This is a genomic window from Actinomadura sp. SCN-SB, assembly GCF_043906805.1.
Lineage (GTDB): Bacteria > Actinomycetota > Actinomycetes > Streptosporangiales > Streptosporangiaceae > Spirillospora.
Map to the genome: position 1 here is coordinate 79,788 of NZ_JBIMPP010000018.1, position 20,296 is coordinate 100,083.

The window sequence follows — 20,296 nt, forward strand, 5'->3', positions numbered from 1 at the left end:
TCCGATCTCCCACATCCCCCAACCGTGTGCGAGGGCGCACACACCACAAGGAGACGTTTCTCGTGAAGTTCAGCTATGCCATGCTTCCCGACTACCCCGTCGCGGACTCGCTGGCCTCCATCAAGCTCGCCGACGAGCTCGGGTTCTACGCGGTGTACGCGGCCGACGAGCCGTGGCACAAGGACCTGTGGCTGCTGTTCGCGGCGGCCGCCGCGAACACCTCCCAGATCCGTCTCGGCCCGTCGGTGTCGGCGGTCACCCTGCGCGAGCCCTCGCTGATCGCGCAGGCCGCCGCGACGCTGGACGAGCTCACCGGCGGCCGCGCCGAGGTGGTCCTGGGCTCCGGCAACTTCGGGGTGCTGGCCCAGTACAAGATCGACTGGGCGAAGACCAAGCCGCTCACCCGGGTGAAGGAGGCCACCGCGGTCGTCCGCACCCTGCTGGACGAGGGCGCCATCACCCGCGACGGCGAGTTCTACTCCTACGAGGGCCTGTTCACCTTCGCCCGGCCCGTCCAGGAGCACCTGCCCGTCAAGATCGGCGCGATGCGCGGGCCGAAGTCGTTCGAGGCGGCCGGTGAGCTGTCGGACGGCGTCCACCACGCGCTCAGCTACTCGCGCGACGCGTACGAGTACGCGGTCGAGCACTTCAAGGCCGGCGCCGAGCGCGCGGGCAAGGACTGGCGGTCGCTCGACATCGGCGCCTGGGTGGTCTTCGCGGTCGGACCCGACTCGGCCGCGGCCAAGGAGGCGGCCCGGAGCATGGTCGGCCTGTACGCCTCGGCGATGCCGGCCGAGCAACTGGAGCGCAACGGCGTGGACCCCGCGGACATGAACCCGATCATCGAGGCCATCGGCGCCGGCGACCTGGCCAAGGCCATCGAGCTGACCACCCCGGAGATCACCGAGAGGCTCTCCCTCGCGGGCACCCCCGAGGAGGTCCGCGCCAAGATCGAGAGCGATATCGCGCCCACCGGCGTCAACCACATGATCTGCGCCATCACGGACGCGGGCCTGGTCAAGCAGTTCACCGGCCGCGACCTCAGCGGCGTCCCGGACGTCGACGGCCAGCTCCGCCTGATCCACGACGAGCTGATGCCCGCCTTCAAGTAAGGCGTCCAACCCCGCTGACGGCGTAGGGCCGGGCACACCCTCGGGTGCCCGGCCCTTACGTTTCCGTGCGGTACCTCTTTCCTTGAGCGCGCGGTCTCGTCAGTTGCGCGCGAGCTCACGCGGGGCCTCGACCGGGGCGTGGATCTCCCCGTACGCGCCGTCCGGGCTCATCACGATCCGGCCGGTCTCGTAGCCGTGCCGGCTCTCCTGCCACTCGCGGGCGGTGAGCGCGAGGCAGATCCAGCGGGTGAGCACGAACGCCAGCACCGGCCCGGCGAGGACCGCGACGCGGAAGAACCAGGTCACGGCGAACAGCGACAGATGAAAGGTGTGAGCGATCTGGTCGTTGGCGGCGGCGGCCCACAGCAGTGCGTAGAAGGCGATCCCCGCGGCGCCCAGCCCGGTGCGGACGGCGTGGTCGCGCGGCCGGTCCAGCAGGTGGTGCAGCCTGTGGTCGCCGGTGAACCGCCGTTCGATCCATGGGTAGGCGGCCAGGACGGTGAAGAACGCGCCGGGGACGATGAGAGCGGGCACCAGCACCGCGAAGGTGATGGGGTGTCCCGCGACGGTGACCTCCCAGCCCGGCATGATCCGTATCGCCCCGTCGAGGAACCCCATGTACCAGCCGGGGACCGCCCCCGAGGTGATCGCCCCGGGCTCGAAGGGCCCGTACAGCCAGATCGGGTTGATCTGGGCGACGGCGCCCAGCAGCGCCAGCACCCCGCACACGTACAACAGGAACGCCACCGAACGGAGACGCCCGAGGCGCCGTCCTGCGGGACGTGAGCCCTGGAAGCGGGTGTGCCCGAAGCGCCCGACCAGCCTGCGGCGCAGCAGGAACAGCCCCGCGATGGCCACGGGGATCGGCAGGAGGTGCGCCCAGTACATGCGCGGGATGATGTCGTCCCCGGGAATGTCGGAGCCGAACAAGAGGTACGCCACGCCCGTGCCGATGAGCGGGATGGACTGGGTGACGCCCTGGATGAGGCCGAGGCTGCCGCCCGACAGCATGTCGTCGGGCAGGACGGTCCCGGTCACGCCCGCGGCCAGCGCCAGGATCAGCAGGCCGACCCACACCAGCCAGTTCAGGTGGCGCGGGCGGCGGAACGCCCCGGTGAAGAACATCCGCAGAAGCTGGCAGCAGATGGCCGCCGGGAAGATCAGCGCGGCCCAGTGGTGGATCTGCCGCATGAGCATCCCGCCGCGCACCTCGAAGCTGAGCTCCATGGTGGAGTCGTAGGCCCTGCTGACCTCCACCCCGCGCAGCGAGCCGTACGGGCCGTCGTAGGTGGTCCGCGACAGGTCGGGTTCGTAGAAGAACGTCAGGAACGCCCCGGTGACCACCAGCACGATGAACGAATGGACGGCGATCTGCGCGAACAGAAAGCTCCAGTGATCGCTTTCGGTGCGCCGCATCACGCGGCCGAGCGGGCCGCCGCTCATGGTCTCCGGTCTCTTTCCCGTCCTCATGTCACGCCCCCTTCGGACTGCCCCTCTCACACATGAAGACCGGGCGGAACGGGGCGTTGTGACACCGCAGCCGCGTGACAAGCGCCACTGCGGCGCGCGGAGATGATCGCGCCGGGCGGCTAGTCGACCTCGACGTCGTCCAGGAGGCGGAGCATGCGCGACAGGACCCGGAGGCAGGCGGTGATCTCCTCGTCGGTGAGGTCGTCGCCGATCCGGCGCAGCGCCGCGCGCTCGCGGTCGATCACGGCGGTGATGGCGGCGCGCCCCTTCCAGGTGAGCCGGATCCCATGACCGTGCCCCAGATGGGACGCGCCCAGGCGCTGAGCCGCCAGTTCGTGCAGCGGATGGTCAACGAGGCGGCGGCGCAGGGCCTGGTCGAGTCCGTGCCGAACCCGGCGCACAAGAGGTCGTCGCTGCGTTCGGCCAACGCCACCGGGCCGTACCGGCTCACCGACGACCTCGCCGCGATCCTGCGCCACCTCGACACCGGCCCCTCCTGGTGGGCGTGTCCATGGGCGGCAGCACCGCGATCGACACCGCCCTCGAACACCCGGACCTGGTCGCCGCCGTGGTCGTCAGCGGCAACGGCACGAGCGAGCCCTACTTCGACGACCCCTGGACGAAGCGGACGATGGCCGCCTGGTACGGGGCGATGGCCGCCGGAGACCTGAACGGCTCGGTCGAGGCGTTCATGGCGCTGGCCGCGGGACCGCACCGCGCCCTGGACGACCTCGACTCCCCCGACCACGCCCTCCTAGAGGACTTCCTGCGGACGCTCTGACTCCCGTCCCGCGCCTCCACGTCAGAACCTCCACGTCAGAGGGGACGGGACCAGTCCTGGCCTACCAGGTCCTTGCCGAAGCTGTGGTGGGGCTTCTCGTCCACGAGCTGGAAGCCGTACGCCTGGTAGATGCGGCGGGCCGAGACCAGGACGTCATTCGTCCAGAGGGTGATGTCCTGGTAGCCGGCCTCCTTGGCGAAGTTCAGGCACTCCCCGACCAGGCGCGAGCCGATGCCGTGGCCTCGGGCGGACGGGTCGACCAGCAGGAGGCGGAGCTTGGCCGTTTTCCCGTCCTTTTCGTCGGCGGGCACGCAGAAGACACAGCCCACCCGGCGGCCGTCCAGTTCGGCGATCCAGGCAGCCCGCCGCTCGTCGTCCCCTCCGCCGGCGTAGTCGGCGACGATCCGCCCCACCAGAGCCTCGAAGTCGGTGTTCCATCCGTACTCGGTGGCGTAGAGCTCGCCGTGGGCCATGACCACCCAGCCGAGGTCCCCCGGCTCGCCCAGCCGCCGCAGCGTGGCCTGTGTCCTCTCGGTCGTCCGCATCGCGCATCCTCCTCGCGCCACTGAAACACTCGTTTCAGTACGGCTGCTAGGGTAACACCCATGTCCAGCGATGAGCCCGTCCCTTCGGCACGCCAGACCGAGCTGCTCGAACGCGCCTACCGCTACGCGCTGGAGCACGGGCTGTCGGAGCTGTCCCTGCGGCCCCTGGCCACGGCGATCGGTTCCAGCCCGCGCGTGCTGCTCTATCTGTTCGGCAGCAAGGACGGCCTTGTCCGCGCCCTCCTGGCACGCGCCCGCAGGGACGAGCTGGCCCTGCTCGACCGCCTCCGCGACCTGACCGGAGAAGAGGGAATCGGGCTGGCGATGGCCGCCGAGGAGGTGTGGTCCTGGCTGGCGGCGCCCGAGCACCGGTCGCTGCTCACCCTGTGGGTCGAGGGCTACAGCCGCTCACTCCTGGACGCGCACGGCCCCTGGGGCGGGTTCGCCTCCGAGACGGTGAACGACTGGCTGGCGGTCCTGGCGAGAACCCAGCGGCCCGAGGAGCGCGACACCGACACCGGCCTGCACCACCGCACGCTCGTCCTGGCCGTGCTCCGCGGAGCGATGCTCGACCTCCTGGCCACCGGCGACACGGAACGCACCACCGCCGCCGTCCGCGCCCAGCTCGCCGCCCTCCCCCGCGGCCCCAGCCGCCAGGTCTGAACTTCGCACACACGAAAAGAGGGCCGGGCGACTCTGCCACCCGGCCCCGAGGCCCCTTTTCCCAGGAGACCCTTATAGCTAGAGGTTCATGCCGGGAAAGCTTCCACCGCGCTGGTGGCAGCCAGCATGAACATTCCAGTTATCAGAGCAAGATAGAGCAATCTGTCTTTCACTGCTCTCCTTTCTTAGAGAGAGATTCACAAATCGCCCATTACCGATATAGCGGGGCGAACACCAAAGACGCTATCAGGCGATCATGGTGCCGCGTTGGATCTTTCGCGAAGAGGTGCGAAGGTGAGGCGAATCCGATTCGCGTTCAGGATCCCGCGGCGTCCGGCGGGTCGGCGAGGCGTTGGCGTAGCGCCTCCGCTTCGGGGACGCCGAGCGATTCGTACAGCTCAAGGGCCTGCCTGAGGGTCGTCTCGGCCTCGGCGGGGCCGTGGAGGCGGGCGATGGCCTCGCCCATGCTTTCCAGGACGCGCGCCTCTTGGAACGTGTCACCTATTGACCGTGCAATGACCAGGGCCTCGTCGAAAAGGCTCTGCGCCTGGCCGTGCCGCCCGGCCCGATGATGGACCTCACCGATGGCCCGCAACGCCCAGCTCTGCTCGTACTTCTCGGAGATCTCCCGGGCCAGTTGCAAGGCTTTCTGATGGTGGATGAGCGCCTCGCCGTCCCGTCCCATTTGGGCGTAGCAGTCGCCGATCCCGTTGAGTGAGTCCGTTTCACCCCGCCTGTCGCCGATTTCGGTATAAATAGCGATCGCCCGGCGATACTGGGTGATGGCCTCGGCCGGGCGTCGCGTCTTGCTGTAGATGGTGGCGATGTTGTTGCACCAGATGGCCTCGTGCTGGCGGCTGAGCTCGCCGATCTCCACGACCTGCTCGTAGTGCCGGAGGGCCACGTCGTACAGCCCGAGCCTGCGCTCGATCTCCGCGGCGTTGTTGAGGGCCATCTGACGGCCGCGGACGTCGCCCGCCTCCTCGGTCAGCGTCAGGGACAGGTTCATGCGCTCCATCGCCTCGGGATAGCGGCCGAGATGGTAGAGCACGATGCCCAGGTGGCTGAGGAGATGGGCTTCGCCCGTACGGTCGCCCGCCTCCCGGCGGAGGGCGAGCGCCTGCTCGTAGTACCCGACGGCGACGTCGAACTCCGAGCGGGTGTAGTGGATCCTGCCGTGCAGGTCGAGGGACTCGGCGGCCAGGGCGTCGTCGCCGATCGCACGGGACGCGCGCAGGGCCTCTGTCGCCGCCGCAAGGGCGTCCTCGTAACGGCCCGTCCGCCAGCGGACGTGGCCCAGGTCCAGCAGCGCACGGGCCAGGGATCTCCGATCGCCGACCCGCCGCCACGCCTCCACCGCGATGGTGTGCAGCCGCACCGCGTCCGACCAGCGCCCGGTGTCCTCCAGGAAGCGTTCCAGCGCCCTGGCCAGCAGGCCCGCGCGCCGGGGGCGGCCCTCGTCGGCGGCGAAGCGCGCCACGCCGATCAGATTCTCCAGTTCGGCCTCGAACCAGGACCGGGCCTCGTCCTCGCTGTCCAGGGAGAATCCGTCCAGGCCGGGTGAACGGACCTCGACCGGAGGGCGCGAGGACCGTGGGAACAGGATCCGGTCGGCGCGGTCGGCGGTGGCCAGGCAGTGGTCGATCAACCGGTCCAGGGCCCCGTCCCGGTCGAGCGACGGTTCCCGTACGGCGAGGTCCCGCGCGTACTCGCGCAGCAGATCGTGGAACCGGTAGCGACCGGGGCTCGGCTCGATGATCAGGCTGTGGTCGTGCAGAAGTTCCAGGCACGCCTCGGCCCCGGACCGTTCGCCTCCCAGCATCACGGCCAGGGCGTCCGCCGTCACCTCGGCGCCGGGATACAGCCCCAGCAGCAGGAACGCCTGCCGCGCGGCGGCGTCCAAGCCCTCGACCGACAGCCGGAACGCCGCCGCGACCTCCCGGTTCTCGGCGCGCAGCCGCTCCAGCCTGCGCCCTTCGCCGAGCGACTCCGCCAGGTCCACGGCGGTCCAGCTCTCGCGGTGCCGCAGGCGGAGGCCGACCATCTGCAGCGCGAGCGGCAGGTGACCGCACAGCCTGGTGACGGTGCCGACGCCGGGCGCTCCCGGTGTCACCCTCGGCCCGGCGACCCTGGCCAGGAGGAGCGCGGAGTCCTCGGGGGGCAGCGGGTGCAGCGTGAGCGGCCGGACGGCGTCCAGGCCGACCAGCCGGCGCCGGCCGGTGACCACGACCAGGCACCCGGGCGCGCCGGGCAGCAGCGGCCTGACCTGATCGGTGTCCAGCGCGTCGTCCAGCACCAGCAGCAGCCGGCGCCGCGAGGTCTCGGTGCGCCACAGCGCGGACCTGCCGTCGAGGTCGTTCGGTATCAGGTGTTGCGGCACGCGCAGGGAACGCAGCAGCCGGTCGAGCGCCGCGGTGGGTTCCATCGGCTCCTGGCCGGGATCGTGCGCGCGCAGATGGAGGAAGATCTGGCCGTCCGGGTGCTCGGGTGCGAGGCGCCGGGCCAGCCGGACGGCCAGCGCCGTCTTCCCCACGCCCGGCATGCCGGAGATGGCCACGACGGTGACGGTGTCCGACCTCTCCGCGGCGAGGCGCATCAGTTCGCCGAACTCGGCGTCGCGTCCGGTGAAGGTGTGGGTGTCGGGCGGCAGGTCGCTGGGCGGTGACCGCCGTTCGGGCGGACGCGGCGGCGCCATGAGCGCGGGGTCGTCGTTGAGGATCCGCCGGTGCAGCTCCCGTAGCTCCTGTCCCGGCATGGTGCCGATGGACTCGTCCAGCAGCCGGCGGAACCGGTCGTAGGCCCGCAGCGCCTCGGCGGACCGGCCCGTCCGGTGCAGGGCGAGCATCAGCAGCTCGGCGAGCTTCTCGTCGTGCGGGAACTGGGCGAGCAGGTCGTTCAAGTCGGTGGTGAGGTCGGGGCGGTTCTCCAGCTCCAGTTCGAGCTCCAGGCGTTCCCGGGTGGCGGCGAGCAGTTCGTCCCGGATGCTCTGGCGGCGCTGCTCGGCCCAGGTCCCGTCCACGCCGTCGAGCGGTTCGCCGCGCCACAGGGCGGTGGCGTCGCGGAACAGGCGCAGCGCGTACTCGCGGTCGCCGGTCTCCGCCATGGAGCGGGCCTGGCTCCGCAGGTCGCGGAAGAGGTGGTAGTCGATCCGCGACCGGTCGACGTCCAGGACGTAGCCGCCGGAACGGCTCTCCAGCCGCACGTCGTCCAGGTCGGCCAAGCGGCCCCGGAGGCGGGTGATGTGCGGGTAGAGCCGGTCCCTGGCGCGGTCGGGCGGGTCTCCGTCCCAGACCCGCTGGATCAGCGCCTCCGTCGCGACCGGCTTGCCGGGTGACATCAGGAGGATCGCCAGGAGCCGCCGTTCCCGCGCGTACCCCAGGGGCCGGCGGCGCTCGCCCGCCCACATCTCCAGCGGGCCGAGGACGCGGAACTCCATCCACTCCCCCTGGTGACGGGAGGGGCCCTTGACACGCAGATCATCTCAGCGTCAAAGGGTGATTTCCAGAGCATGCCAGGCGTTATCGCCCCAAATCCTGAGAATTTCCCGGGGCCGCGTTCACCACCTGCGATGACACCGCAAGGAGGACCGCAAGGGATGCCGCAAGGTCGGTCGCCGATGCTCCTGACGGGGTCGCGTTTCGGACAGTCAACTCCCGCAAGGCCAAAGGGGGCACGAAAGGGATGTCCGTGAGCGAATGGCGCCGGGGGCCGATCGGCCCGGAGGCCGATCGATGGGCCACCCGGCGGACATGTAAGAGCGTGCTGGTGGTCGTGCACACCGTGACCTCGGGGCAGCGGCTGCTGGACGCCATCGGCGTACTGGAGAACGATCTGCGGGTACAGGTGTTCTTCACCCAGGGGCCCGACGAGTTCGGTTCGGGGGTGCCGGAGTTCCTCAGCGGTCTCGGGGCGGCGCGGATGCCCTGGGACCAGGCCACGAGCACCACCTTCGACCTGGCGATCGCGGCGAGCCACGGCGGGGTGCACCGGCTGCGCGCGCCCCTGATCGTGATGCCGCACGGCGCGGGGCACGGCAAGCTGGTGAGCCGCCGCGCCGGGCGCGCCGCCGGCGCGCGCCTGGTGTACGGGCTGGACGCCCAGCGCCTCGTCCATGACGGCGCGCTCGTCCCGGCGGCGCTGGTACTGGCGCACCGGGACGATCGCCGGGAGCTGGCCCGGTCGTGCCCGGAGGCGCTCGCGGTGGCGTCGGTCGTGGGCGACCCGTGCCACGACCGGCTGCGAGCCAGCCTCGACCGGCGCCCCTTCTACAAGATGGCGCTCGGGGTGGGCGACGGGCGCAAGCTCGTCGTGGTCGCCTCGACCTGGGGGCCGCGGTCGCTGCTGGGCAGCCGCCCGGACCTGTGGCCGCGGCTGCTCTCGGAACTCCCCGAAGACGAGTTCCAGGTGGTGACGCTCCTGCACCCCAACGCCTGGCACGGCCACGGCGAGTTCCAGGTGCGGTCGTGGCTGGCCGACTGCCTGCGGCGGGGCCTGAGCCTGGTGCCGCCCGAGGCGGACTGGCGGGCCGTGCTGGCGGCGGCCGACTGGGTCATCGGCGACCACGGGTCAGTGACCACCTACGCGGCGGTGACCGGGGCGCCCGTGCTGTTGGGCGGGTTCCCCGGCTCGGAGGTCAACCCCGACTCGGCGCAGGCGCTGCTGGGCGCGGTGGCGCCGCGCGTCTCCGGCCGTGGCTCGCTGCGGCGGCAACTGCTGCGGGCCGCGGACGGGTTCACGCCGGAGCGGTACCGGGCCGTGGTGGAGCGGATCACCTCGGAGCCCGGCCGGTTCGACCGCAACCTGCAACGGCTGATCTACCGGCTGCTGCGGCTGCGGCGTCCCACGGCGGTGCCGGGCCCGCGCCCCGTCCCGCCGCCCTTCCTGATGAGCCGGGCGGGTGGTGCACGATGACCGGCGCGCTGGTGTCCACGCGGCTGTTCCGGATCGACCGGTCGCTCGCGCTCACCAGGCAGGGGACGCGGCACCCCGACGGACGGCCGCCCGCCGTCCTGGTGATCCCGCGCGGCGGGCCGCTGCGCGAACCCCGGTTAATGGTGCTCGGCGACGGGCCGGTCCGCGGCGGCGCGCCGGGGCCGCTGGACTTCGCGGACGTCCATGTGACCGCCGTCCACAGGACGCACGCGGCGGAGGTCGCGGACGTGCTGGTGGACGGGCTCCCCGGGCCGCCGGGACGGCTCGCCGCGCTGCTGGAGCGCTATCCCGGCTGCCATGTCGCGGCGGGCGCGGGTCCGTGCGGCCACACGGCCGCGGTGCGGGACGCGGGCGCGTCCGGGACCGGGTTCCGCTTGTTCACCCTGTCCTGCGGGGAGGGGGTCCGTGGTCCGTGGGCGGCGATCGCGGGCTCGTTCCTGTACGGCTGGGCGGCGGCGGGCCTCGCGACCGGCGAGCTGTGCCGTTCGGTGCTCATCATCGGCGGGCTGGGCGTGCCGGAACGCGGCGGGACGGGCGAGCTGCTCGTCTCCGGCGGCGTCCAGGTGCGGGCGGCGGGACAGGAGATCGCGCCATGATCCCCACGATCCTGGTCGCGGGGGTGGTCAGCCTCTACATCTCCGTCAACGTGCGCGGCTTCCCCGTCACCTACGAGCCCTCGGCCAAGCCGGGATGGGCGCGCAGCGGGACGGCCGGGGTGGCGTCGCACATCGCGCGCGTCCACCGCGCCCTCGGCAACGACGTGCGCCTGTGCACGCTGGTCGGGCGGGACACCGCGGGCGAGGCGATCCGGGCGGAACTGGCGCGGGACGGCCTGAGCGGTCCGGGCGTCGTCGAGTCGCCGTCGTCCTCGCTCGGCGTGGTGCTGGTGGATCCGTCCGGGCGGCGGATGGGGATGCCGCATCTCACGGCGCTGGACCGGGTGGAGTATCCCTTCGAGGTGCTGCGCGAGCAGGCCCGTGGAGCGGACCTGCTGGTGCTGACCAACGCCAAGTTCGTCCGTCCGCTGCTGCCCCGGGCGGACGCGCTGGGGATCCCGATCGCGGTGGACGTCCACCTGGCCGACGATCCCGCCGGCGAGTACAACCGCCCCTGGCTGGAACGGGCGCGGATCGTGTTCTGCAGCCACGAGCGGCTGGGCGATCCGCGTGCCTGGGTGGCGGACCTGCTGCGCCGCTACCCGCGATGCGAGGTGGCGGGCGTCGGCATGGGCGCGCGGGGCGCGCTGGCCGGGCTCCGCGACGGCCGGCTCGTCGAGGTGCCGGCGGTCGCGCCCGCCGGGGTCGTCAACACCTCGGGGGCGGGCGACGCGCTGTTCGCGACGTTCCTGGACGGCTGGTGCCGGCACGGCGACGCGGGCGCGGCGCTGCGGGACGGCGTGCTCCACGCGGGCTGGAAGGTCGGCCACCGGCTGCCGGCCTCGGTGTCGCTGACCCGTGCCGAGCTGGCCGCGCTGCGCGCCGCCGCGGCCCCGCCCGTCACCTGGGGACGCTGGGACGGCTGATCCGGTCACGGCCCGCCGAGCTCGGCGAGCCGCCGGTCGAGGATCCTGGTCGGCGCGCCCGCGCCGGCCAGGATCGACCGGGCCCGCTCGTAACGCTCGCGCGCCTCGGCGATCCGGTCCCGCTGGAGCGCCAGGTCGCCGAGGACGTGCAGCGCGTCGGCCTCGCCGATGGCCGATCCGATCGCCCGCATCCCCTCCAGCCCGCGGGCGACCAGGTCCTCGGCGGTGGCCGGGTCCGCGCGGGAGGCGTGCGCCTGGCCGAGGAGCACGAGCACGCGTGCCTGGTTGTAGGCGTCGTCCCCGGTTCCCGACAGCAACCGCTCGGCCTCGCCCAGGTCCCGGACGGCCGCGTCCGCACGGCCGTCCCTGATGAGCGCGGCGCCCAGGTCGCACAGGGTGAGGGCGACATGCCGGTCGTCCCCGGCGGCCCGGTACTCCTCCAGGGCGGCGCGGAACTCGGCGACCGCCCCGGCCATGTCACCGCGGTCGAACGCGAGCAGGCCGAGGCGGCGCCGCGTACCGGCGGCACGGGACCGCTCGCCCAACTGCCGCCATAAGGTGAGCGCCTCACGGAGATCGTCGGCCGCCGCGTCCGGACGGCCGAGCGCGCGCAGGGCCAGGCCGGTCCGGTTGAGCATCTTGGCCTCGGCGTACCGATCCCCCAGCGCGCGGGCCGCGTCCAGGCCGACCCGGTCGAAGTCGAGCCTTTCCGCGTGCTGGCCCCGGTGCAGGAACAGCGGCCAGGCCGCGTCCACCAGCAGGTACGCCGCACGGTCGAGGCCGGATTCGCGGGCGCGCCTGGCCACCGCCCTGACCGTGGGGAACTCCTGCTCAAGCCAGTCCAGCGCCCCGGCGGCGTCGGCGAACTCGGGCGGGCCCGGGGGCGCGTCCGGAGGGCCGGGAAGCCTCCGGTACGGGGCGGCGGCGGCGTTGGCCGCGAGCACGGCCGCGAGCGTCCATTCGACCAGCCGGCGGACCGCGCCGGCGCGCGCCTCCGGCGGGTCGTGCTCGCGTACGGTGTCCACGGCGTGCAGACGGGCGAGCGCGTGCAGCCGGTAACGGCCACCCGGCAGGTGTTCGAGCAGGTTGGCGGCGTCGAGAACGCCGAGGAGGTCACGCGCGTCCGGCAGCGGTTCCCCGGACAGGGCCGCCGCCATGCGGGCGCCGAACGCCGTGCCGGGGAAGAGCCCGAGCGACCGGTAGAGCCGCCGCGCCCTCTCCGGCAGGCCGCGGTAGGACAGCTCCAGGGCCGCTCTGATCGTCATCTCGTCTTCCGCGTCCGGGACGGCCAGCGCCGAGAGCCGCCGCCGCTCGTCGGCGAGGTCGCGCACCAGGTCGTCCAGGGACCAGCCGGGACGGGCGACCAGCCGGGCCGCCGCCACGCTCAGCGCCAGCGGCGACCGCGCGCACAGCTCCACCAGCTCGCCCGCCTTCTCACGGTGGCGCCCGACGCGGTCGCTGCCCAGCGCGGTTCCCAGCAGGTCGAGCGCCGCGTCCTCGCCCAGCGGGCCGAGCCGCACCACGCTCGCGCCGCGCATCGTCAGCCCGGCCAGCCGCCACCGGCTCGTCACCACGGCGGCGGCCCCCGGCCCGCCGGGCAGCAGCGGCGCGACCTGCGCCGCCGAGTACGCGTCGTCCAGGACGACCAGCAGCCGCCGTCCCGCCACCAGCGACCGGAACAACGCGGCGCGCTCCCCCAGGCCCGCGGGCACGTGCTCGCCGGGGATGCCGAGCGAACGGATGAAACGCCCCAGCACCTCGGCCGGGGGCGCGGGTTCCATGCCCGAATGGCCGTGCAGGTCGGCATAGAGCTGCCCGTCGGGAAAGTCTTCGAGACGGCCGCGCGCCCAGTGCAGGACGAGGGCGGTCTTCCCGATCCCGGCCTGCCCGGTCACGACCACCAGCCCGTGCCCGGACACCATCCGGTCCAGCGCCGCCAGCGCCTCTTCGCGATTTACCAGAATGCCGGAACGGGGCAGTTGCCGTGGAATCGGCAGGGAAATCCCACCGCCATGGACATGGACATCGCCGCGCACGTCCCGGGCCTGGAAAACCGGCCCGCCGGTCGTGCCGCCCATCTCGTTGACATGCCCGCGGGCGCCGCCGCCCGGATTCCAGCTCATTCACACCCTTGCTCGCCGCCCGTACGAGCCCACCATCCTTGCCGATCGGTGCGGCGATTTCCGTATGTTTCCCAGGATCTTTACCCGGACGGAAACCAGTCGTCAAGAGAATCCCGGGCAATGCAGCAAGAGCGCATTCACGGCGCGCATTTACCGGAATACGGTCAGAGGGCGATGGTGCCGGCCTCGTTCAGGCAGGTCTCCGGGGTGAGGGTGGCGCCCGCGTTCAGGGTGGTCTCCATGGCGGCGGCGGCCATGGCCTCCCGGAGCCGCGACTCGGTCCGGGCGATGTCGGACCGTTCGGCCGGGCCCGGTGTCAGGCCGGACGTGCGGCGGACGGCCATGGCGGCACCCAGGAAACGGGCGGAGCACTCAGGATGCCCGGCGATGCTCAGCGCGCTGGCCAGGCCCTCAAGGGAGAACGCCATGTCGCGGGGCGCCTCCAGTCGGAGGGCGACGGACAGGGCACGGCGGTGCAGATCGACGGAGCGCTCCAGGTCGCCGCGCAGCTCGGCCGCGTGCCCAAGGCCCACGTAGAGCAGAGGAAGGAAGAGGGGCGGCTGGGCGTCGTCCCCCTCCTGCCCCTCCTGCACGGTCTCCAGCAGGTCCTTCAGCCGGGACTCCGCCTCGTCCGGGTCGCCCTCGTAGCGGGCGACGAAGCCCCGGACGATCTGGGTGAAGACCTGGGCGGGCGAGTGGGGCGCGCTCTGGGCCTGCTCGCAGTAGGTGCGGGCCTCGGCGAACCGGCCCCGCTGCAAGGCGATCCAGCCCAGCCACGCCTGCCGCATCGCGACGTCCGGCCACAGGTGCAGCTCCTCGGCCATGCGAAGGCCGTCCCGCTGCAGCGCGTCGGCACGTTCGTAGTCACCGGTCAGCTCGGCGTAGGCGGCGAGCCACTCGGCCGCCTGGAGCTGGCCCCAGCGGTCGCCGAGCTTGCCGAACAGCCGCGCGGCGCGCTCGCCCTCGCGTTCCAGGGCGGCGGCCTCACCGCGCGCGTGCGCGTGCCGCGCCCTCAGGATCAGCGTGGCGGCCTCGCCCCACAGGTCGCCGTGCTCGTGGAACGTCTCCAGCGCCACGTCGGCGAGCCGCTCGGTGGCGTTGAGGTCTTCCAGGTCGCCGCCGACGAACGCCAGGAACCACTGCGCGCGGGCCCGGTGGAACGGGGTGGTCTGGTCCAGGACGGCCAGCGCCTCGGCGCGCCGCGCGTGCCAGTCGGCGTCGCCCATGAGGATCCCGAACCCGGCCCGCCACGCCTTCGCGCGGGCGAGCGCGGCCGGGACGCCGCCGGTGGGAATGACCGCGTCCAGGGACCGCACGGCCTCCGACAGCCGTCCCCTCAGGAACCAGTACCAGGTGAGCGCGTTGGCGAGGCGCAGGCCGTCCGGGCCGTCCAGCGCGACGCGGAAGTTGGCGGCCTCGGTGTCCAGCAGCCGGAGGTGGTGGTCCTGGTCGCGGCCGAACAGGTACGGCTCGGCGCGCTCGGCCAGCTCGACGTAGTAGCGGTGGTGGCGCTCCAGCGTCTCCTCGCGCTCGCCCGCCTCCGCCAGCCGGTCGGCGCAGTAGGCGGCGATCGACTCCAGCATCCGGTAGCGCGGCCCCCCGGGCTCGTCGGTCATCACCACCAGGGACCTGTCGACCAGCTTCACCAGCAGGTCGAGCACGTCGAAGACGGGGATGTCGTCGCCCGCGCACACCGCCTCGGCGGCCTCCAGCGTGCAGCCTCCGGCATGCGCGGACAGGCGGCGCAGCACGGCGCGCTCCGGCTCGGACAGCAGCTCCCAGCTCCACTCGATCATCGCGGTGAGGGTGCGCTGGCGCCGCGGGGCGCCGCGATGCCCGGTGGACAGCAGCCTGAACCGGTCGTCCAGCCGCGACACCAGCCCGTGCACCCCCAGCGACCGGACGCGGGTGGCGGCCAGCTCCAGGGCCAGCGGGATCCCGTCCAGGCGGCGGCACAGCACGGCGACCGCGGCGGCGGAATCGTCGTCCAGCCGGAAGTCCCGCGCCGCCGCCGTGGCCCTCGCCACGAACAGCCGGACCGCGCTCGAACGTTCCAGTCCGGCCGGATCGGGACCGGGCCCCGACCCCTCGGACGGGACGGGGTCCGGGACGTCCAGCGGCGGCACGTTCCACACCACCTCGCCCGCCAGCCGCAGCGGCTCCCGGCTCGTCGCCAGCACGCGCAGGCCGGGGACGTCGTCGAGCAGCCGCCGCACCAGCCCGGCGACCTGATCGGCGACATGCTCGCAGTTGTCCAGGACGAGCAGGAACGGCCGTCCGCCGACCGCCTCGGCGACCCGCCGGTGCGGCGGCTCCTGCGCCCCTTGGTCGCGCACGTCCAGGGCCCTCAGGACACCGTCGACGATCTCGTCGGCCGTGGCGGACCGATCGAAGGCGGCCAGCTCCACCATCCACACGTCCGCCGTGTCCGGGGCGCCCGACGCCACCTCGACCGCCAGCCGGGTCTTGCCGACGCCCCCGGGGCCGGTGAGCGTGACCAGCCGGTCCGAGCCCAGGCGCGCGCGGACCTCGGCGACGGCGTCGTCCCGCCCGATCAGCTCGGACGCCGGTTCGGGCAGGTTCGTGCGGGGACGGTCGGCGGGCGCGGCGACGGCGACGTGCGCGGGCGCCGGCACGTCCAGCTCCGGGGCCTGGACGAGGATCGACCGGTGCAGCGCGACCAGTTCGGCGCCCGGGTCCAGGCCCAGCTCGTCCGACAGCAGCGTGCGCAGCCGCTCGTAGCTCTCCAGCGCCTCGCTCCGCCGTCCCGAACGGTAGAGGGCGCGCATGTGCGTGGCGCGCAGCCGTTCCCTGAGCGGATGGTCGGTGAGCAGCGCGCCCAGCTCCGCGGCGAGGGCGCCGTGCTCGCCCAGCTCCAGCCGCAGCTCCGCGTGATCTTCCAGGGTGGTGAGGCGCAGCTCCTCAAGGCGGGCGATCGCGGCCCGGGTGAACGGCTCGTCGGCGAGGTCGGCCAGCGCCGCGCCCCGCCACATCCCCAGCGCCTCGGCGAGCAGCTCCGCGCGGGCGAGCTGGTCCATCGCCGAACGGGCCTGCGCGGTGAGGGCCTGGAAGCGATGCGCGTCCACACGCTCGGGATCGACCTCCAGCGCGTAGCCGGCGGGACCGGTGGTGACCAGCGAGCGGGCGCCCGGCTCGGCGTCCTCCAGCACGCGGCGCAGCTGCGACACCTTCGCCGACAGCGCGGCGGGCGGGTTGCCGGGCGGCTCGTCCCCCCACAGGTCCTCGATCAGCCGGTCGGCGGGCACCGGCCGCCCCTCGTTGAGCAGCAGGTCGGCCAGGAGGGCACGCACCTTCAGCCCGGGCACCGCCACGGGCTCGCCAGCGTCGGTCCACACCGCCAGCGGACCCAGCACCCCGAAGAGCATCCACGCACGATAGCCGCCCGCCACCGCCACGGGAAAGCGAATCGGGACCGCCCGGGAAACAGCGGCGAATTCGCCGGAAGGTCCCCGTAAAGAATCCGCAAGCGCACCACCCCGGAGTGGGAATCGCGCCAAGCCGGAGGCGGCTCCGCCGGGGACGCTCGCCGACCACGACGAGGGAACCGGTTCCCCCAACCGGACACCGGATGCGGCACCGCCGTCACGACCACCCCGGATCGGCCCGCGACGCCCGGGCAAGCACTCCTTACACCACCTAGGGAAACCCCTCGAAGACCCCTCCCCAGGAAGCTCGTCTGGAAAAATTCGGGAAAATCACCGCGAGGTTGTCGATCGGGCCGTCCCGCGTTCGACGCGTGGGTGAACGGGAGGCCGGGAAGGGCCCCCTCGACGGCAGAGGAGAGACGATGCGGTTCCTCATGATGACCACCGACACCGCGGGCGGCCCGCCGGACGCGGTGCAGGCCGAGGAGATGGGCCGGTTCATCGAGGAGATGAGCAAGTCCGGGGTGCTGCCGGCCACCGGCGGGCTGGACCCGCGGGCCACCCACATCACGTCCTCCGGCGGCAAGATCACCGTGACCGACGGCCCCTACACCGAGGCCAAGGAGGTCGTGGTCGGCTTCGCGCTGATCGAAGTGCGCAGCAAGGAGGAGGCCATCGAGCTGTCCAAGCGGTTCTGGGCCATCGTCGGCGACGGCGAGGGCGTCATCCAGCAGGTCTTCGGCCCCGAGGACATCCCCGGGCAGTGATTCACGGGCAACCCACGGCCCCGGCGCGCGGTTTGCGCCGGGGCCGTGGCATTTGCTCTCATCGTCGGCGTGAGCATCACCGATCCCGGCCGTCCCGACGTCCACCGGACCATCGACGCGGTGTGGCGGCTGGAGTCCGCCCGGATCATCGGCGGGGTCGCCCGGATGGTGCGCGATGTCGGGCTCGCCGAGGAACTGGCGCAGGACGCGCTGGTCACGGCGCTGGAGCAGTGGCCGCGGACCGGCGTCCCGGACAATCCGGGCGCCTGGCTGATGACCATCGCCAAGCGCCGCGCCGTGGACCGGATCCGCCGGGACCGGACGCTCGACCGCAAGCTGGAGGAGATCGGCCACCGCCAGGAGACCGGCGAGGCCGCGGGGCCCGGCGAGGACGTCGACGCCGTCCTGGACGAGGACCGCATCGAGGACGACGTGCTCCGCCTGAAGTACCACCTGCTGCCGAGTGTGCGCGGTGACCTGCTGTCCAGGCTGGGCCGGTACGTGGAGGCGCGGGCCGAGTTCGCCCGCGCGGCGTCCCTGACCCGCAACGCCGCCGAACGGGCCGCCCTCGAGAAGAGGGCGGCGAGCGAGAGGTTGACATGATCGAAGTTTCGGACGTCCAGGACGCGGCGCGGCGGATCGCGGGCCATGTCCGAAGGACGCCCGTGATGAGGCTCGACCTCGCGGCGTTCGTTCCGCAGGACCCGGGCGTGGCGGGCACGATGTGGTGGAAGCTGGAGCACACCCAGCACACGGGCTCCTTCAAGGCCCGGGGAGCGTTCAACCGCATCCTGGCCGCCTTCGAGGCGGACGAGCTCCCGGAGGCGGGGATCGTCGCGGCGTCCGGCGGGAACGCGGGCCTGGCCTTCGCGTACGCCGCCTCACAGGTGGGCGCCAAGGCCGAGGTGTACGTGCCGGAGACCGCGCCTGCCGTGAAGGTGGCGAGGCTGCGCGCGCTCGGCGCGACCGTGGTTCAGGTCGGGGTGAAGTACGCCGACGCCTACGAGGCCGCCATCAAGCGCCAAGAGGACACGGGAGCTCTCTTCTGCCACCCCTACGACCAGCCCGAGATGTGCGCGGGCGCGGGCACCATCGCCTTGGAGCTGATGGAGCAGACCAAGGGTGAGATCGACACCGTCCTGGTCGCGGTCGGAGGCGGCGGGCTGATCGCCGGGGTCGCCACCGCCCTGGACGGAAGGGCCGAGGTCGTGAGCGTGGAGCCCCATAACGCCCCCACCCTGAACGCGGCACTACAGGCAGGGAAGCCCGTGCACGTGGAGGTGTCGGGGGTGGCGGCGGACGCGCTCGGGGCCAGCCGTCTCGGGGAGATCCCCTACGCCGCCGTGACACGGGCGGGCGTCCGTTCCGTGCTGGTCACCGACGAGACGATCAGCGCGACCCGCCGCCGCCTCTGGGAGGAGTACCGCCTGGTGGTGGAGCCCAGCGGCGCCACCGCTGCCGCCGCGCTCGCCAGCGGCGCGTACCGCCCCGCCGAAGGCGAACGTGTCGCCGTCCTGCTCTGCGGCGCCAACACCAGCCCCGACGACCTGGCCTAGCGCGAACCCAGGAATCTCAGGGGCAGCGGCAGGATCGGGGGACGGTCGGGCACGGCGAACGTACTGCGGCCTCCGCAGAGGGCCTGTGCGATGTGCGCGCCCAAGGCGTTGTCGATGGCGTGCGGCACCGGCACGCCCTGCCCGTTCAGCTTCTGGTACTTGGTGCGGTTGAAGCCGAGCGCCACCTGCCGGCGGCCATCAGGGCTGGACAGTGCCTGCGTGCCCGCCCCGAAGACAACCCCGTCATGGCCCCAGAACCTGCCGCAAGGAAGGTCGAGCGCGTACAGGCCGAGCCCGTAGTTCAGCACGGTTGTGCCGCTGGGGTCGCGCACGGGGACGGTCCGCAGCATCTCGGTCAGGGCGCCCGTCCCGATCAGCCTGCCCGTGAGCAGGGCACGGTAGAAGCGGTTGAGGTCATCCATGGTGGACACCAGCGCACCCGCCGTACCGGCCCAGGACATGTTGTAGACGCTGTACTCACGGGGCGGGTCGGCGTACCCGTACAGCGACTCGTACTGCCGGGAGTGCGCCCCCTCTACATAGGGCGTCCTAGGGAAATAGGTGTGCTTCAGCCCCGCCGGCTTGATGACGTTCCGGTCGATGAACGTCTCGGCCTTGATCCCGGTCACCTTCTCCAGCAGCAGCCCGAGAATGACGTAGTTGGTGTTGGAGTACGACCAGGACGCCCCTGGAGAGTTGGTAGGCGGCCCTGCCAGCCCCCAGGCGGCGAGCTGCGCCGGACGCAGGGTGTCGAAGCGCCCCCCATCCAGGCTCCTCGGCGACAGACTCCGCAGGGACGGGAACACGTACACGATGTAGTCGGCGATCCCGCTGGTGTGGTTGAGCAGCATCCGCACGGTGATCTGCTGCCCACGCGCACCGGGCACCGTCTCCGGCAGGTAGTTCCCGATGGGTGCGTCGAGCTGGACACGCCCCTGCTCGACCAGCTTGAGCACGGCCGTAGCGGTGAACGTCTTGGTGACGCTTCCCACCCGGTGTTCCATGCCCGCCCGTATGGGGCGTTCGGTCCGCACATCCGCGACCCCGGCCGCACCGCTCCAGGAGTCCGCGTCATGGCGCACGGCCGAGTACAGGCCGTACATGCCCGCCGCATGGGTCGCGTCCAGGGTGACGCGCAGCTTCGCCTTGTCATACGAGCCGACCTGTGGGTCGGCGTAGGGCTGCCGGTACGAGGCGACAACGGCCTGCTTGACCTGGCCCCCCACGCCCGGACCAGCAGCCGCTCCCGCGCTCACCCCGAATGCCAGTGCCGCCACGACCGCGGTGAGCCGGACCCGACCCCGAGCGCCCCCCGCACCCCGCCTGACCGCCGCCATCCCATCACTTTCTCGTGCACACCAAGTACCCGAAATCAGTCTTCTCGGGCAACACCCATGGTGTCATCAGACCCGCGGAGGAGATCGGCAACCCGCGAAGAT

16 protein-coding genes and 1 pseudogene are annotated in these 20,296 nt (G+C 72.5%); 10 read left to right on the forward strand and 7 right to left on the reverse strand.

What is annotated here, in order from left to right:
* Positions 1–62: 62 nt before the first annotated feature.
* The gene (locus ACGWYJ_RS14680; protein ID WP_395106486.1) at positions 63–1,112 is read left to right on the forward strand and encodes an LLM class flavin-dependent oxidoreductase; all 1,050 of its coding nucleotides are present in this window, start codon (positions 63–65) and stop codon (positions 1,110–1,112) included.
* A gap of 99 nt (positions 1,113–1,211) precedes the next feature.
* On the opposite strand, the gene ACGWYJ_RS14685 is transcribed toward ACGWYJ_RS14680, so the two are convergent.
* Both ACGWYJ_RS14685 and ACGWYJ_RS14690 read right to left on the reverse strand, forming a co-directional pair.
* Positions 1,212–2,582, reverse strand: coding sequence for a cytochrome bc complex cytochrome b subunit (locus ACGWYJ_RS14685; protein WP_395106488.1), 1,371 nt, complete (start codon positions 2,580–2,582; stop codon positions 1,212–1,214).
* A gap of 119 nt (positions 2,583–2,701) precedes the next feature.
* The gene (locus ACGWYJ_RS14690) at positions 2,702–2,827 is read right to left on the reverse strand and encodes a hypothetical protein (RefSeq protein ID WP_395106489.1); all 126 of its coding nucleotides are present in this window, start codon (positions 2,825–2,827) and stop codon (positions 2,702–2,704) included.
* 57 nt (positions 2,828–2,884) lie between these two features.
* On the opposite strand from ACGWYJ_RS14690, the pseudogene ACGWYJ_RS14695 reads away from it, so the two are divergent.
* Positions 2,885–2,932, forward strand: a pseudogene (locus tag ACGWYJ_RS14695) (hypothetical protein); the annotation flags it as partial.
* Positions 2,933–3,093: 161 nt separating this feature from the next.
* Positions 3,094–3,363, forward strand: a complete 270-nt coding sequence (locus ACGWYJ_RS14700) for a hypothetical protein (protein WP_395106490.1) — start codon at positions 3,094–3,096, stop codon at positions 3,361–3,363.
* 35 nt (positions 3,364–3,398) lie between these two features.
* On the opposite strand, the gene ACGWYJ_RS14705 is transcribed toward ACGWYJ_RS14700, so the two are convergent.
* Positions 3,399–3,908 (reverse strand): GNAT family N-acetyltransferase, encoded by a 510-nt coding sequence (locus ACGWYJ_RS14705; RefSeq protein ID WP_395106492.1) that lies wholly within the window; start codon positions 3,906–3,908, stop codon positions 3,399–3,401.
* A 60-nt stretch (positions 3,909–3,968) separates the two neighbouring features.
* Between ACGWYJ_RS14705 and ACGWYJ_RS14710 the strand changes: the two genes are divergently transcribed.
* Positions 3,969–4,571, forward strand: coding sequence for a TetR family transcriptional regulator (locus tag ACGWYJ_RS14710; RefSeq protein ID WP_395106493.1), 603 nt, complete (start codon positions 3,969–3,971; stop codon positions 4,569–4,571).
* A gap of 316 nt (positions 4,572–4,887) precedes the next feature.
* Here ACGWYJ_RS14710 and ACGWYJ_RS14715 read toward each other — a convergent pair whose 3' ends face one another.
* Entirely contained in the window at positions 4,888–8,007 is a 3,120-nt protein-coding gene (locus ACGWYJ_RS14715; protein ID WP_395106494.1) for a tetratricopeptide repeat protein, read from the reverse strand.
* Between the two features lie 251 nt (positions 8,008–8,258).
* On the opposite strand from ACGWYJ_RS14715, the gene ACGWYJ_RS14720 reads away from it, so the two are divergent.
* From ACGWYJ_RS14720 to ACGWYJ_RS14730, 3 genes are read left to right on the forward strand one after another with little or no spacing between them, the layout of a single operon-like run.
* The gene (locus ACGWYJ_RS14720) at positions 8,259–9,482 is read left to right on the forward strand and encodes a hypothetical protein (RefSeq protein WP_395106496.1); all 1,224 of its coding nucleotides are present in this window, start codon (positions 8,259–8,261) and stop codon (positions 9,480–9,482) included.
* Positions 9,479–10,099, forward strand: a complete 621-nt coding sequence (locus tag ACGWYJ_RS14725; protein WP_395106497.1) for a hypothetical protein — start codon at positions 9,479–9,481, stop codon at positions 10,097–10,099. Before ACGWYJ_RS14720 ends, ACGWYJ_RS14725 begins: the two co-directional genes overlap by 4 nt.
* A complete protein-coding gene (locus ACGWYJ_RS14730) occupies positions 10,096–11,025 on the forward strand; it encodes a carbohydrate kinase family protein (protein ID WP_395106499.1) in 930 nt (309 codons plus the stop codon). The genes ACGWYJ_RS14725 and ACGWYJ_RS14730 overlap by 4 nt, the downstream gene beginning before the upstream one ends.
* A 5-nt stretch (positions 11,026–11,030) precedes the next feature.
* Here ACGWYJ_RS14730 and ACGWYJ_RS14735 read toward each other — a convergent pair whose 3' ends face one another.
* The gene (locus tag ACGWYJ_RS14735) at positions 11,031–13,148 is read right to left on the reverse strand and encodes an ATP-binding protein (RefSeq protein WP_395106500.1); all 2,118 of its coding nucleotides are present in this window, start codon (positions 13,146–13,148) and stop codon (positions 11,031–11,033) included.
* A 164-nt stretch (positions 13,149–13,312) separates the two neighbouring features.
* Positions 13,313–16,534 carry a BTAD domain-containing putative transcriptional regulator gene (locus ACGWYJ_RS14740; protein WP_395106501.1) on the reverse strand — a complete coding sequence of 1,074 codons (3,222 nt, stop codon included), beginning with the start codon at positions 16,532–16,534 and terminating at the stop codon, positions 13,313–13,315.
* A 422-nt stretch (positions 16,535–16,956) separates the two neighbouring features.
* On the opposite strand from ACGWYJ_RS14740, the gene ACGWYJ_RS14745 reads away from it, so the two are divergent.
* From ACGWYJ_RS14745 to ACGWYJ_RS14755, 3 genes are all read left to right on the forward strand, one after another.
* Complete coding sequence (locus ACGWYJ_RS14745; protein WP_395106503.1) at positions 16,957–17,301, forward strand: YciI family protein; 345 nt, start codon at positions 16,957–16,959, stop codon at positions 17,299–17,301.
* A 69-nt stretch (positions 17,302–17,370) separates the two neighbouring features.
* On the forward strand, positions 17,371–17,904 hold the full coding sequence (locus ACGWYJ_RS14750) for a sigma factor (protein WP_395106504.1): 534 nt from the start codon (positions 17,371–17,373) through the stop codon (positions 17,902–17,904).
* On the forward strand, positions 17,901–18,857 hold the full coding sequence (locus ACGWYJ_RS14755) for a threonine/serine dehydratase (protein ID WP_395106506.1): 957 nt from the start codon (positions 17,901–17,903) through the stop codon (positions 18,855–18,857). Before ACGWYJ_RS14750 ends, ACGWYJ_RS14755 begins: the two co-directional genes overlap by 4 nt.
* On the opposite strand, the gene ACGWYJ_RS14760 is transcribed toward ACGWYJ_RS14755, so the two are convergent.
* Positions 18,854–20,083, reverse strand: coding sequence for a serine hydrolase domain-containing protein (locus ACGWYJ_RS14760; RefSeq protein WP_395106507.1), 1,230 nt, complete (start codon positions 20,081–20,083; stop codon positions 18,854–18,856). The two genes, ACGWYJ_RS14755 and ACGWYJ_RS14760, sit on opposite strands and share 4 nt — an antisense overlap.
* Positions 20,084–20,296 lie beyond the last annotated feature (213 nt).

Bases quoted from the DNA above. Each gene is read 5' to 3' on its own strand.
- ACGWYJ_RS14725 (WP_395106497.1), top strand. From the start codon at position 9,479: ATGACCGGCGCGCTGGTGTCCACGCGGCTGTTCCGGATCGACCGGTCG.
- ACGWYJ_RS14755 (WP_395106506.1), top strand. From the start codon at position 17,901: ATGATCGAAGTTTCGGACGTCCAGGACGCGGCGCGGCGGATCGCGGGC.
- ACGWYJ_RS14745 (WP_395106503.1), top strand. From the start codon at position 16,957: ATGCGGTTCCTCATGATGACCACCGACACCGCGGGCGGCCCGCCGGAC.
- ACGWYJ_RS14705 (WP_395106492.1), bottom strand. From the start codon at position 3,908: ATGCGGACGACCGAGAGGACACAGGCCACGCTGCGGCGGCTGGGCGAG.
- ACGWYJ_RS14730 (WP_395106499.1), top strand. From the start codon at position 10,096: ATGATCCCCACGATCCTGGTCGCGGGGGTGGTCAGCCTCTACATCTCC.
- ACGWYJ_RS14740 (WP_395106501.1), bottom strand. From the start codon at position 16,534: ATGCTCTTCGGGGTGCTGGGTCCGCTGGCGGTGTGGACCGACGCTGGC.
- ACGWYJ_RS14700 (WP_395106490.1), top strand. From the start codon at position 3,094: ATGGGCGGCAGCACCGCGATCGACACCGCCCTCGAACACCCGGACCTG.
- ACGWYJ_RS14715 (WP_395106494.1), bottom strand. From the start codon at position 8,007: ATGGAGTTCCGCGTCCTCGGCCCGCTGGAGATGTGGGCGGGCGAGCGC.
- ACGWYJ_RS14710 (WP_395106493.1), top strand. From the start codon at position 3,969: ATGTCCAGCGATGAGCCCGTCCCTTCGGCACGCCAGACCGAGCTGCTC.
- ACGWYJ_RS14685 (WP_395106488.1), bottom strand. From the start codon at position 2,582: ATGAGGACGGGAAAGAGACCGGAGACCATGAGCGGCGGCCCGCTCGGC.
- ACGWYJ_RS14735 (WP_395106500.1), bottom strand. From the start codon at position 13,148: ATGAGCTGGAATCCGGGCGGCGGCGCCCGCGGGCATGTCAACGAGATG.